The sequence below is a fragment of the Kluyvera sp. CHPC 1.2972 genome (genome assembly GCF_036759925.1).
Lineage (GTDB): Bacteria > Pseudomonadota > Gammaproteobacteria > Enterobacterales > Enterobacteriaceae > Kluyvera.
The window spans coordinates 77,272-90,296 of record NZ_JAPKIB010000015.1 but is presented as its reverse complement, the minus strand read 5'-3'; the positions used below and the strand labels follow the sequence as shown (position 1 = coordinate 90,296).

The 13,025-nt window shown below is 60.1% G+C and carries 9 protein-coding genes; 7 read left to right on the top strand and 2 right to left on the bottom strand.

The window, feature by feature from the left end:
- Window positions 1–239 precede the first annotated feature (239 nt).
- Window positions 240–902 (top strand): gamma-glutamylcyclotransferase, encoded by a 663-nt coding sequence (locus tag V6944_RS19130; protein WP_333500103.1) that lies wholly within the window; start codon window positions 240–242, stop codon window positions 900–902.
- Window positions 903–944: 42 nt separating this feature from the next.
- Here V6944_RS19130 and V6944_RS19125 read toward each other — a convergent pair whose 3' ends face one another.
- Both V6944_RS19125 and V6944_RS19120 read right to left on the bottom strand, forming a co-directional pair.
- Complete coding sequence (locus tag V6944_RS19125) at window positions 945–1,190, bottom strand: DUF1883 domain-containing protein (protein ID WP_185669711.1); 246 nt, start codon at window positions 1,188–1,190, stop codon at window positions 945–947.
- Between the two features lie 276 nt (window positions 1,191–1,466).
- The gene (locus tag V6944_RS19120; RefSeq protein ID WP_185669712.1) at window positions 1,467–1,820 is read right to left on the bottom strand and encodes a DsrE/DsrF/TusD sulfur relay family protein; all 354 of its coding nucleotides are present in this window, start codon (window positions 1,818–1,820) and stop codon (window positions 1,467–1,469) included.
- Between the two features lie 70 nt (window positions 1,821–1,890).
- On the opposite strand from V6944_RS19120, the gene nasR reads away from it, so the two are divergent.
- The 6 genes from nasR (at window position 1,891) to V6944_RS19090 (ending at window position 12,924) form a co-directional block, all read left to right on the top strand.
- Window positions 1,891–3,108 (top strand): nitrate regulatory protein NasR, encoded by a 1,218-nt coding sequence (gene nasR, locus V6944_RS19115; RefSeq protein ID WP_333500102.1) that lies wholly within the window; start codon window positions 1,891–1,893, stop codon window positions 3,106–3,108.
- Window positions 3,109–3,315: 207 nt separating this feature from the next.
- Entirely contained in the window at window positions 3,316–4,572 is a 1,257-nt protein-coding gene (locus V6944_RS19110; protein ID WP_333500101.1) for a CmpA/NrtA family ABC transporter substrate-binding protein, read from the top strand.
- A gap of 1 nt (window position 4,573) precedes the next feature.
- Window positions 4,574–5,449 carry a nitrate ABC transporter permease gene (gene ntrB, locus V6944_RS19105; RefSeq protein WP_185669715.1) on the top strand — a complete coding sequence of 292 codons (876 nt, stop codon included), beginning with the start codon at window positions 4,574–4,576 and terminating at the stop codon, window positions 5,447–5,449.
- Window positions 5,450–5,458: 9 nt separating this feature from the next.
- A complete protein-coding gene (locus V6944_RS19100; RefSeq protein WP_185669716.1) occupies window positions 5,459–6,247 on the top strand; it encodes an ABC transporter ATP-binding protein in 789 nt (262 codons plus the stop codon).
- 9 nt (window positions 6,248–6,256) lie between these two features.
- Entirely contained in the window at window positions 6,257–10,321 is a 4,065-nt protein-coding gene (nirB, locus tag V6944_RS19095; protein WP_333500100.1) for a nitrite reductase large subunit NirB, read from the top strand.
- On the top strand, window positions 10,318–12,924 hold the full coding sequence (locus V6944_RS19090; protein WP_333500099.1) for a nitrate reductase: 2,607 nt from the start codon (window positions 10,318–10,320) through the stop codon (window positions 12,922–12,924). The genes nirB and V6944_RS19090 overlap by 4 nt, the downstream gene beginning before the upstream one ends.
- The last annotated feature ends 101 nt before the right edge of the window (window positions 12,925–13,025 follow it).

Here is a 13,025-nt window from a genome sequence, read left to right as displayed (position 1 = left end):
ATGGCTATAATATAAAATACTGACTAAATATTTTTTAAATAACAGCGTATTAATGCGCTGGTTTTCCTATTTTACTTATCGGTAAAACCGGCTTGAACAGCGGAGCGCAATGGGAGACAAATTGCATCCTGAACCATAAAGCTGGATAATATTTCATCAAAGACAGCTCCGGAGGTCGCCATCCGTTCCCGTAAGAACGCATGTGAAGCAGGGAAGAGAAGTGGCGGTGGAGGTTTAAAGTGTTAACGCGTGATTTCTTAATGAAGGCGGATTGTACAACGGCGTTTGGCGCCATTGAGGAATCTCTGCTTTGGTCTGCTGAACAACGTGCAGCGTCGCTGGCGGCGACGCTGGCCTGTCGGCCAGATAATGGACCCGTATGGATTTTCGGCTACGGCTCCCTGATGTGGAACCCGGCGCTGAATTTTAGCGAGTCGGTAACCGGTACGCTGGTGGGCTGGCATCGTGCATTCTGTTTGCGCCTGACGGCGGGACGCGGCAGCGCCTGTCAGCCAGGGCGTATGCTGGCGCTGAAAGAGGGCGGGCGCACCACCGGTGTGGCCTACCGCTTGCCAGATGATGAAATTGAAAACGAGCTGTCGCTGCTGTGGAAGCGCGAGATGATCACCGGCTGCTACCTGCCAACCTGGTGCAAGCTGGCGCTCGATGATGGTCGGACGGTCAACGCGCTGGTGTTTATTATGGACCCGCGCCACCCGCTGTATGAGTCGGATACCAGTGTGCAGTTGATTGCGCCACTGATTGCCCGTGCCAGTGGACCATTGGGAACCAATGCGCAGTATCTCTTCTCGCTGGAGCAGGAGTTACAGAAGCTGGGAATGCCGGACGATGGCCTGAACGAGCTGATCAGCAACGTGCGGCATCTGGTGGCTGGGAAGTAAGTCAATAAAAACCCCGGAAGTGCGTGCTTCCGGGGTGAATCATCAGGCGGCAACGTAGCTGATGGAGTGCTCAAGAGACTGGCTGTGGCTGTCGATCAGCACATTCCAGGTTCCACTGTAAGGCACGGTCAGATACGCTTTCTCTTCGTTCTGCACGCTTAAAATATCGGAACCGCTGCTGCTGGTGCTCTTCTGCGTGCTCATTAAATGAATATGGCAACGTTCTGAACAACGCACCACTACCGTATCCCCGCCAAATAACGTCAAACTTGCTTTTACCATCGCCAAAATACCCCGCTGCAAATGAGTCTACGCACTCCCTACGCGTTAATCCTGCCTGTGATGTTGTTCACAAATCACTCATCGCATAACACCAAACCCTGACCTCACCGATGCTGATTTTGATCAAAAAATGCCGTAACACTTCAACAAAAATGACAATATCCCTGAATCCATTCAGCTGTCGTGACAAAGAGGTGAGGAATGTCGCAGAGGTGAAATAATATCCTTTAAATGGCTATGGTTTTAGCGGGCTACGCTGATGAGGGCGTTGGCGATGCCCAATCAGAAGGTCAGCACTTTGTCGGCCGCCAGCGTCCACTGGGCCAGTTCGACCAGCGTGCCAATCTCGACGCCGTCAATCAGTGGCAGGCTAGTGATGCCGCGCCCGTCGGTGCAGGTCTTACACAGTTTCACCGGCACGCCCTGAGCGGTCAGAATTTCCAGCATCTGCTGAATGTTGTAGCCCTCGGCCGGTTTCTGCCCGCGCAGGCCCGCCGTCACGGCATCAGACATCAGAAAAAGCTGTAGCTGCAGATCGTCCTGCTGCTCGCGCAGGGCGATGGCTAAACGCAGGCTATTGAACAGGGATTCGCTGCCGTAGGCAGCACCGTTGGCGATAATGACGATACGTTGCATCAGAACTCCTTTAAGGCACGGTTATTGCTAGACGTTAGGATGGTAAGAAAATCCTCTAACGGGAGAGCGCATGATAAACCGTGAAGATGATACACCCGGCGCTATCGAGTGGTTTCGTTACGCGCGTCAGGTGCAGAAAGCACAGCTCCGGCAGCTGGCGCAGCAAGGGCAACTGGTCAGCCAGCTAAGCCACGTGGTGCATATGTTACAGTGTGAACGCGGGGCATCCAACATCTGGTTATGTTCGCAGGGGCGATTGTACGCCGCCGAACGTCGCGCCAGCGCTGCGCTGGTGGATGAACAGATTCGCCTACTGCTGGCCCATCTCCAGCCCCAGTACTTACCTTCCGCCAGCGGGCTATGCCAGCGCATCGCCCGCGCCGTCTGGTCGCTGGAACAGCTACCGTCGCTGAGAGAGAGCGTTGCCAGCCTGCAGGTCTCGGCGGAAACGGCAACCAGCCAGTTCAACCGTACTATCCGCCATCTGCTGAATATCATCCCGCAGCTTAACGACAGTATCGATGACCCGACGCTCGCCGGGAGTCTGGTGGCGCTGTATAGCTTTATGCAGGGCAAAGAGCTGGTGGGGCAGGAGCGCGCGCTGGGGGCGCAGGGGTTTGCGCTGGGCTGCTTTAGCAGCGAGTTGCGCCAACGCCTGGTGGATCGTATCGACGGTCAGCAGCCCTGTTTTGACAGCTTTTTATCGCTGGCGACCAGCCCGCTCAAGATGCTGTTTTATACCGAATGTCAGGCAAGTATCGCCATTGAACAATTACGGCGTCTTGCCTGTACTCGTCAGCCCCCGGCGGACGACGGCGCCAGCGCGCTGCGTTGGTTCCAGCTGCAAACCCAGCGTCTGGAGCAGATGCGCGGGCTGGAAGAAGCATTGATTGGTGAACTGATGGCGGCGGTGGATGACCTGCTGCTCGATGATGAAGAGCGGCAGGCGCTGGATCCGGCGGGTGACGATCCGGCCAGCGATAACCTGATGTTGCATCTCGACCGCCAGCTTCTGCCGCTGGTGCGCCAGCAGGCGCGGGAGCTGGAGCAGCTCTCCAGCCAGTTGGCCTCGCTCAAGGATACGCTGGAGGAGCGTCGGTTGATTGATAAAGCCAAAAGCGTGCTGATGACCCATCGACAGATGAACGAGGAACAGGCCTGGCACTGCCTGCGCAAAATGGCGATGGATAAGAACCAGCGCATGGTGGAAATTGCCCGTGCGCTGCTGGCGGTGAAGGCGCTCTGGCAAAACGAACCGGCATCGCCGTTGCACAATGAACGGGCATGAATGCCTTTCGCCGGTGCAAAAACAGCGATCGAGCGCACATTTTCCCCGGATTTCGCGCTGCAAAAGCTGGCATCTGAATTGCATTAGAGTAGTCAGAAAGTAAATAGTCGGTGGTGGGCCAATGGCGGCCTGCACACCACGAGGATAAAGGCGTCCTGCAATGCGTAAGCATTGCCGGGCGCTTTTTTTTTGCATTCGGGAGCGAGTATGGGAGAGACGGTTTCACTATCACGGCGACGTCTGTTGCAGGCGGGCGCAGTACTGGGCGGCGCAATGCTGCTGCCCGGTATGAGTCAGGCGGTGTGGGCGGCAGGTTCCGATAAGCCGGAACTGCAGACGGTTAAGGTGGGCTTTATTCCGCTGACCGACTGTGCGCCGCTGGCGATTGCCTCACTGAAGGGCTTCGACAAAAAGTACGGCATTACGCTGGTACCGAGTAAAGAAGCCAGCTGGGCGGCGGTGCGCGATAAGTTGGTCAACGGCGAACTGGACGCCGCGCATGTGCTTTACGGCCTGTTGTATGGACTGGAACTGGGCGTGGCGGCGAAACCGCAGCCGATGGCGAACCTGATGACCCTCAACCGCAACGGTCAGGGGATCACGCTGTCGAGCGATCTGCAGGAAAAGGGCGTCACCAACCTGAGCACGCTGAAAGCGCTGGTCGGGCAAAGTGCGCCGGGCACCTATACCTTCGCCCATACCTTCCCGACCGGCACCCACGCCATGTGGCTCTATTACTGGCTGGCGAGTGGCGGGATCAACCCATTTGACGATGTGCGCACGGTAGTGGTGCCGCCACCGCAGATGGTGATGAACATGCGCATCGGCAACATGGTGGGCTTCTGCGTCGGCGAGCCGTGGAACGCCCGCGCCATTAACGATCGCATCGGTTTTACCGCTGCCACCAGTCAGGATATCTGGCCGGAGCACCCGGAAAAAGTGCTCGGTGCGCGCCGTGACTGGGTGGAGCAAAACCCAAACACTAGCCGTGCGCTGGTGGCCGCGCTGATGGATGCCGCCCGCTGGATTGACGCCTCTGACGATAACAAACGCGAAACCGCGCAAATCCTCTCTCATCGCGGCTGGCTCAACACCAAAGAACAGTACCTCACCGGGCGAATGCTGGGGGAGTACGACAACGGAATCGGCCGCCGCTGGCAGGATGCGCACCCGATGCGCTTCTTCGAACAGGGCGAGGTGAGCTACCCGTGGCTCTCGGACGGCATGTGGTTCTTAACCCAGTTCCGCCGCTGGGGGTTGCTGAAAAGCGATCCGGACTACCTGGCCGTCGCCCAGCGCATTAACCGTATTGATGTCTGGAAAGAGGCGGCGCAGGCGGTTGGCGGTATTGCCGTCCCCACGCAAACCCTGCGCAGCAGTAAGTTAATCGACGGCTCCGTCTGGACCGGGGCTGACCCGGCTGGATACGCCCGCAGTTTCGCCATTCAACGTATAGGGGCATGAGATGAATACCAAAACTAAACCTATCGACGCGCCAGCACCTGCTGGCGAAGTGATCGCCATGCCGCCGGTACAGGTTCGCCGTAGACCGCCTGCGCTGCGCCGCCATCTTCGTGAACTTGCAGAGCGCACGATTCCCGCGGTGCTGGGGCTGGGTCTGTTGGTGCTGGTCTGGCAGCTGGCTGCCGTCAACAGCAAAGGCTTTCCCACGCCGCTCAGTACCCTCGACTCGGCGATAACCCTCTTTTCTGACCCGTTCTACAACAATGGCCCTAACGACGTCGGCGTGGGCTGGAACGTGCTGGCCTCTTTACAGCGTGTGGCGGTGGGCTTTGGCCTCGCGGCGCTGGTGGGTATTCCGCTCGGGTTCCTGATAGGCCGCTTTACCTTTGCCTCGCGGATGTTCACCCCGCTGATCGCGCTGCTGCGTCCGGTCAGTCCGCTGGCCTGGTTGCCAATTGGCCTGCTGCTGTTCCAGAAAGCGGAACCTGCCTCTAGCTGGACGATTTTCATCTGTTCTATCTGGCCGATGGTGATTAACACCGCTGAAGGGGTGCGACGCATTCCGCAGGACTATCTCAACGTGGCGCGGGTGCTGAACCTCTCGGAATGGACGGTGATGCGCAAAATCCTCTTCCCGGCGGTGCTGCCGTCGGTGCTCACCGGGGTGCGGCTGTCGATTGGTATCGCCTGGCTGGTGATTGTCGCCGCAGAGATGCTGACCGGTGGGCTGGGCATTGGTTTTTGGATCTGGAACGAGTGGAACAACCTCAACGTCGAAAACATCCTTATCGCCATCGTCATTATCGGCGTGGTGGGGCTGCTGCTGGAGCAGGGGCTGATGCTGATTGCGCGTCGTTTTAGCTGGCAAGAGAAATAGGAGCACATCATGAAACCATTAATTCAGGTCCAGGCCGTGAGCCAGCGTTTTCATACCGCCAGCGGCGAATTTCTGGCCTTGCAGAACGTCTCTTTTGATATTCACGAAGGGGAGACCGTCAGTCTGATTGGGCACTCGGGCTGCGGCAAATCGACGCTGCTTAATCTGATTGCTGGCATTACGCTGCCGACCGAAGGCGGGCTGCTGTGTGATAACCGTGAAATTGCCGGTCCGGGGCCGGAGCGGGCGGTGGTGTTCCAGAACCATTCGCTGCTGCCGTGGCTGACCTGTTTTGACAACGTGGCGCTGGCGGTCGACCAGGTGTTTCGCCAGACCATGAACAAAGCAGAGCGTCGGGAGTGGATTGCGCACAACCTCGACCGCGTCCAGATGGGCCACGCCATGCATAAGCGTCCGGGTGAAATCTCCGGCGGCATGAAGCAGCGCGTGGGTATCGCGCGAGCGCTGGCAATGAAACCAAAGGTGCTGCTGATGGACGAACCGTTTGGCGCGCTGGATGCGCTCACCCGTGCCCATCTGCAGGACTCAGTCATGCAAATTCAACAGTCGCTGAACACCACCATCGTGCTGATTACCCACGACGTTGACGAAGCGGTACTGCTCTCTGACCGGGTGATGATGATGACCAACGGCCCGGCGGCCACGGTGGGTGAAGTGCTGGAGGTGAATTTGCCGCGCCCGCGTAACCGTGTCCAGCTGGCGGATGACAGCCGCTATCACCACCTGCGTCAGCAGATCCTCCACTTCCTTTACGAAAAACAGCCGAAAGCGGCGTAAGGGGCTCCTATGCGGCGACTGGTGATGATCGGCAACGGGATGGCGGCGACCCGGCTAGCGGAAATGCTGGTCACGAGCGCGCCGGGAGCGTTTGCGATAACCCTTATCGGCGACGAGCCGCTTCCGGCCTACAGCCGCATTCAGCTCTCTCCGGTGCTGGGTGGGGAAAAGGATTTTAGCCAGACGCTGCTGCAGCCGGCGCAGTGGTACCGCGACCATCACATCACGCAGTGCCTCGGTGAAACGGTGCAGGTGGTTGACGTACAGGCGCGCCGGGTGACCACCACCCAGCGTGAACTGGAGTGGGATGAACTGGTGTTTACCTGCGGTTCGCAGGCCTTCCTGCCGCCGCTGCCGGGCATAGACCTGCCGCACGTTTTTGCCTTTCGCACCCTGGCAGACGTGGAAGCCATTCTCGCGACGCCGGGCGATGCGGTGGTGATTGGCGGTGGGGTGCTGGGGGTAGAAGCCGCCGCCGCGCTGCGCCTGAGAGGTGACAATGTCACTTTAATCCATCGCAGTGGGCGATTGATGGAACAGCAGCTAGACGAGATGGCGGGCGAGCTATTGACCCAGCGCTTAGCCGAACGTGGCATCGACTGCGAACTGAGCGCCGGTATCGCGCGGATTACGCCAAACGCGGTGGTGTTAAACACCGGGCGCGCCATTCCGGCAACCCGCGTGGTGATGGCAACCGGTGTACGCCCCAATATCGCGCTGGCGCAGCGGGCCGGTATTCCCTGCCAGCGCGGCATTGTGGTTAACCGCCAGCTGGAAACGGGTATCCCCGGCGTCAGCGCCATCGGGGAATGCTGCGAGATTGACGGACAAACCTTCGGCCTTGTCGCGCCCTGCATGCAACAGGCGGACGTGCTGGCAGCAAGGCTTTGCGGCAACCCGCGGGCCGATTTCCACTGGCAGGATCGCGGCACTCGCCTGAAGGTGACCGGCATCGACCTGTTCAGCGCCGGGCGGGTTCAGCCCATCGACGGGGATAGCCAGTGGTCCTCCTATGACCCGCAGACCGGGCACTATCGGCGGCTGCTGGTGGCTAACGGCCAGTTGGCCGGCGTGCTGCTGCTTGGCGACTGCACCAGCGCCGCCGCCTTTACCGATTTATTGCATACCGCCCAGCCCGCACAGGCGAGCTGGATTTTCGCCCCCTTTACCACGCAGCCGTCGGCTGCAGGAACGCAAACCATGACAAAACCAACATTAGCGGTCGTCGGGCACGGGATGGTCGGCCACCATTTTCTTGAGCAGTGTGTCAGCCACCAGTTGCACGAACAGTATCAGATTGTGGTACTGGGCGAAGAGCGCTATGCCGCCTATGACCGGGTGCATCTGTCGGAATATTTTGCCGGTCGCAGCGCGCAGTCGCTGTCAATGGTGGCAGGTGATTTCTTTGCTGATAACGGTATTGAGCTGCGCTTGTCGCAGCCGGTAGCGGAAATTGACCGCGAAGCCCGGATTATCCGCGATGCCGAGGGGCATGAACTGCACTGGGATAAGCTGGTGCTCGCCACTGGCTCATACCCGTTCGTGCCGCCCATCCCCGGCAACACGCTGCCCGGCTGCTTTGTCTACCGTACGCTGGACGATCTCGATGCGATTGCCGCCTGTGCCAAAACGGCGAGCCGTGGCGTGGTGATTGGCGGCGGCCTGCTGGGACTGGAGGCGGCAAACGCGCTGCGTCAGCTGGGGCTGGAGACCCACGTGGTGGAGTTCGCGCCGAATCTGATGGCAGTGCAGCTGGATAACGGCGGTGCCGCCATGCTGCGGGAGAAAATTACTGAACTGGGCGTGAGCGTACACACCAGCAAAGCCACCACGGAAATTCGCCAGACGGACGAAGGGCTTACGCTGCAGTTTGCCGACGGTGAATGTCTGACTACCGATATGGTGGTGTTCTCGGCGGGTATTCGCCCGCAGGATGCGTTGGCGCGCAGCAGCGGCATCCGCCTGGGTGAGCGCGGCGGTATCGCCATTGATAACCAGTGCCGCACTTCCGATAGCGATATCTTTGCCATTGGTGAATGCGCGCTGTGGGATAACAAAATCTATGGTCTGGTGGCCCCTGGCTATCAGATGGCGCGGGTGGCCGCTGGGGCGCTGGCGGGTGAAACGAGTGAATTTACCGGGGCGGATATGAGCACCAAGCTCAAGCTGCTCGGCGTCGATGTGGCCTCTTTTGGCGACGCGCACGGGCGCACCGCCGGAAGCCAGAGCTATCAATGGGTTCACGGCCCGGAGCAAATTTATAAGAAGATTGTCGTCAGCGCCGACGGCAAAACGCTGCTCGGCGGCGTGCTGGTGGGGGATGCCAGCGACTACGCCACGCTGCTGCAAATGATGCTCAACGATATCGCGCTGCCGCCGCACCCGGAATCGCTGATCCTGCCTGCGCTGGAAGGCAGCGCGCCAAAAGCGCTCGGCGTGGCGGCACTGCCGGACAGCGCGCAAATCTGCTCCTGTCACAACGTCAGCAAAGGCGATATCTGCCACGCGGTGAGCAACGGCGCTACCGAGATGGGGGCAATAAAAAGCTGCACCAAAGCGGCTACCGGCTGCGGCGGTTGTAGCGCGCTGGTCAAACAGGTGATGGAGTATCAGCTGGCGCAGCAGGGTGTGGAGGTGAAAAAGGACATCTGCGAACACTTCCCGTATTCGCGTCAGGAGATCTATCACCTGGTGCGCGTGAACCGCATTCACACCTTTGAACAGTTGATTGCCCGCTACGGTCACGGTGACGGCTGCGAAATCTGCAAACCGCTGGTGGGGTCAGTGCTGGCTTCCTGTTGGAATGAATACCTGCTGAAGCCCGCACATTTGCCACTGCAGGACACCAACGACCGCTATTTTGCCAATATCCAGAAAGACGGCACCTATTCCGTGGTGCCACGCATGCCGGCCGGTGAAGTCACGCCGGACGGATTGATTGCCATCGGGCAGATAGCCAAACGTTATGCTCTCTACAGCAAAATTACCGGCGGCCAGCGCATCGACCTGTTTGGCGCGCGGCTGGAGCAGCTTCCCGCTATCTGGCAAGCGCTGGTGGAGGCCGGTTTTGAGACTGGACATGCCTACGGCAAGTCGCTGCGCACGGTGAAGTCCTGCGTGGGGTCAACCTGGTGCCGTTACGGGGTGCAGGATTCCACCGGACTGGCGGTAACCCTGGAGCATCGCTACAAAGGGCTGCGCGCGCCGCACAAGATTAAAATGGCGGTCTCCGGCTGTACCCGAGAGTGCGCGGAAGCGCAGGGCAAAGACGTGGGGGTGATTGCTACCGACAAGGGCTGGAACCTCTATCTGTGCGGCAACGGCGGGATGAAGCCGCGTCATGCGGATCTGTTTGCCAGCGACCTCGACGACGCCACGCTGCTGCGCACCATCGACCGTTTTTTGATGTTCTATATCCGTACCGCCGACCGTCTGCAGCGCACCAGCACCTGGATGGATAATCTGGAAGGTGGGCTGGAATACCTACGCAGTGTGATCCTCGACGATTCTTTGGGCATTGGCGAAGAGCTGGAGCAGGAGATGGCACGCGTTATCGACAGTTACCAGTGCGAATGGCAAACCACCCTGAACGATCCGCAGAGGCTGACGTTGTTCCGTTCGTTTGTTAACAGTGATATGCCGGATGAAGCGGTACAGCGCGAAACCGTGCGCGGGCAGCCGCAGTTGGCACCGGTCACCGTGACGCCGGTGCTGGCGGGCAGCCGTCGCCCGTGGCAGGCGGTCTGTACGCTGGAAGAGATCCCCGCGCAGGCCGGGATTGGCGCGCGGTTGGGTGAAATGCAGATTGCGCTGTTCCGCCTCAACGGCCACGTCTATGCGCTGGATAATCAGGAGCCCGGCAGCCAGGCTAACGTCCTGTCACGCGGGTTGCTGGGTGATGCCAGCGGCGAACCGATTGTCATTTCACCGCTCTACAAGCAGCGTATTCGTCTGCGCGATGGCCGCCATCCTGACAGCGGTGAGCCGGTGGTGCGCGCCTGGCCGGTTAAGGTTGAAGACGGCAAAGTGTGGGTCAGTAGCCAGGAACTGGTGATGCGCGCGGAGGCTTCATGACAGAAACCCGAACAACGTGCCCTTACTGCGGCGTTGGCTGCGGGGTGCTGGCCACGGTGATTGACGGTGCGGTCAGCGTGCGGGGCGATGAGGCCCATCCGGCAAACTTTGGTCGCCTGTGCGTGAAGGGCTCTGCGCTCGGCGAAACCACCGGTCTGGAGGGGCGCTTGCTGCAACCGTCGGTGGACGGCCATGAGGTCAGTTGGGAGCAGGCGCTGGATGCGGCCGGTGAACGGCTCCGGGCGATTATCGCCGAGCACGGCCCGAAGGCGGTGGCGTTTTATGCCTCCGGTCAGCTATTGACCGAAGACTATTACGCCGCCAATAAGCTGATGAAAGGCTTTATCGGCGCGGCGAATATCGATACCAACTCGCGGCTGTGTATGTCGTCAGCGGTCACTGGCTATAAACGCGCGTGGGGTGCTGATGTGGTGCCGTGCAGCTATGAGGACGTAGAGCGCAGCGACCTGGTGGTGCTGGTCGGTTCCAACGCGGCCTGGGCGCACCCGGTGCTCTATCAGCGACTGGTGCAGGCGAAGCAGCAAAACCCGCAGATGAAGGTGGTGGTCATCGACCCACGTCGTACAGCCACCTGCGATATTGCCGACCGCCATCTGGCGATTGCCCCCGGCACGGATGCCGGGCTGTTTGTCGGGCTGCTGAACGCCATCGTCAAACGCGGCGGAGGCGTGGATGATTTTACCGATGCGCCCGCCGCGCTGGAGGCGGCGCAATCCTGGGACATCGAACGTGTGGCGGCATTTTGCGGGCTGCCGCCAGCGGAGGTCGCTGCGTTTTATCAGGACTTTATTGCCGCCCCGAGGGCCATCACGCTCTACACCATGGGCATTAACCAATCTTCCAGCGGCAGCGACAAATGCAACGCTATCATTAACGTCCACCTTGCCAGCGGCAAATTTGGCCGTGAAGGCTGCGGCCCCTTTTCGCTGACCGGGCAGCCGAATGCGATGGGCGGTCGCGAAGTGGGCGGGCTGGCAACGATGCTAGCGGCGCATATGAACTTCGAACCCGCTGACCTCGCGAGGGTGGCCCGTTTCTGGGGCACCGAGCGGTTGGCGCAAACGCCGGGGCTGATGGCGGTGGATCTGTTTGCGGCGATTGGGCGCGGCGAGGTGAAAGCGGTGTGGATCATGGGCACCAATCCGGCGGTGTCACTGCCGGACAGCCATGCAGTAAGCCAGGCGCTGAAGCGCTGTCCGCTGGTGATTGTCTCTGAAATTGCCGCGCAGACGGAAACCTCGCGCTATGCGCATATTCGCTTCCCGGCGCTGGGCTGGGGGGAGAAAAATGGCACCGTGACCAACTCTGAGCGGCGTATTTCGCGCCAACGGGCGTTTCTGTCGGCCCCCGGCGAGGCGCGGGCCGACTGGTGGATAATTGCCCGCGTCGCTGAGCGTCTGGGATTCGGCGCGGCGTTTGCCTGGCAGCATCCGCATGAGGTTTTTAGTGAACACGCCGCGCTCTCCGGCTTTGAAAATAACGGCCAGCGGGCGTTTGATATCAGCGGGCTTGCTGAATTAAGCCGTGAGGCATGGGATGAACTTGCGCCGGTGCGCTGGCCGGTCAGCCGTCACAACGTCACGTTGGATCTGTATCGTGGCTGGCGTAGCGACGGGCGGCTGCGGATGGTGCCGGTCACGCCGCGTGGTATGCAGGCGCAGACGCAGCCGCTCTATCCGCTGATCCTCAACAGCGGGCGGATCCGCGACCAGTGGCACACCATGACCCGCACCGGTAGCGTGCCGCGCCTGATGCAGCATATCGCGCAACCGATAGTGGAAGTCTCGCCGCAGGATGCTGCGCACTTTGCGCTGTTGCCCGGCGGTTTAGCGCGTATCAGTTCGCCACACGGCGTGATGGTGGCGAAAGTGGTGGTGACGGAGAGTCAGCGCCGTGGCTCGCTGTTTACGCCGATGCACTGGAATGACTGCTTTGCCCGCCAGGGGAAGGTGAACAGTCTGGTGGCCTCGGTGGTCGACCCGCACTCCGGGCAGCCGGAAAGTAAGCAGACCGCCGTGCGCATCGCGCCGTGGCAGCCGTTGTGGCAGGGGGAACTCTACTCCCGCAGCGACGTGCCGCTGCCGGGGCATCTACACTGGTGGCGTAAAGCCGCGCCGGGACTGCGCCACATAACCCTCTGCGGCGATCGTCTGGTACAACACGAGATGCTGGCCTGGTGCCAGCAGCAGGGCTGGCAGGTGCAACTCGCCAACGCTGGTGAGATCTGGCATCTGCTGGCGTGGCAGGATGAACGCTTGATGCTCGGCTTCTGGAGCGGTGCTGCGCTACCGGAAGTGGACGATGCATTCGTATGTCGGGCGTTTAACGAGGCGCCGCAGACGCTGGCGGCACGTCATGCGCTGCTGAGCGGCCAGGATCTGGCGCGCCCGGCGGTGGGGAAAATTGTTTGCAGCTGTTTCAGCGTTGGCGAAAAAACCATCCTCGAAGCGATTGAAAAACAGGGCTGCCGCACGGCGGGCGAGCTGGGTGAACGGCTGAAATGCGGCACCAACTGCGGATCCTGCATACCGGAACTGAAGGCGCTGCTCGCCAGCACGGCAATGAAGGTGACGATTTTATGACCTTCAGGCAATTCTTATAAGAGGCCACCAGGGCTGAACCCTGTCCGCAAAGGCGCTAGACTAATGACTTTGGGGCTGAATTTTTCAGCCTCCATTGAAGC

Coding starts and splice junctions, on each gene's coding strand:
- nasR (WP_333500102.1), top strand. CDS start 1,891: ATGATAAACCGTGAAGATGATACACCCGGCGCTATCGAGTGGTTTCGT.
- V6944_RS19110 (WP_333500101.1), top strand. CDS start 3,316: ATGGGAGAGACGGTTTCACTATCACGGCGACGTCTGTTGCAGGCGGGC.
- ntrB (WP_185669715.1), top strand. CDS start 4,574: ATGAATACCAAAACTAAACCTATCGACGCGCCAGCACCTGCTGGCGAA.
- V6944_RS19100 (WP_185669716.1), top strand. CDS start 5,459: ATGAAACCATTAATTCAGGTCCAGGCCGTGAGCCAGCGTTTTCATACC.
- V6944_RS19120 (WP_185669712.1), bottom strand. CDS start 1,820: ATGCAACGTATCGTCATTATCGCCAACGGTGCTGCCTACGGCAGCGAA.
- V6944_RS19090 (WP_333500099.1), top strand. CDS start 10,318: ATGACAGAAACCCGAACAACGTGCCCTTACTGCGGCGTTGGCTGCGGG.
- nirB (WP_333500100.1), top strand. CDS start 6,257: ATGCGGCGACTGGTGATGATCGGCAACGGGATGGCGGCGACCCGGCTA.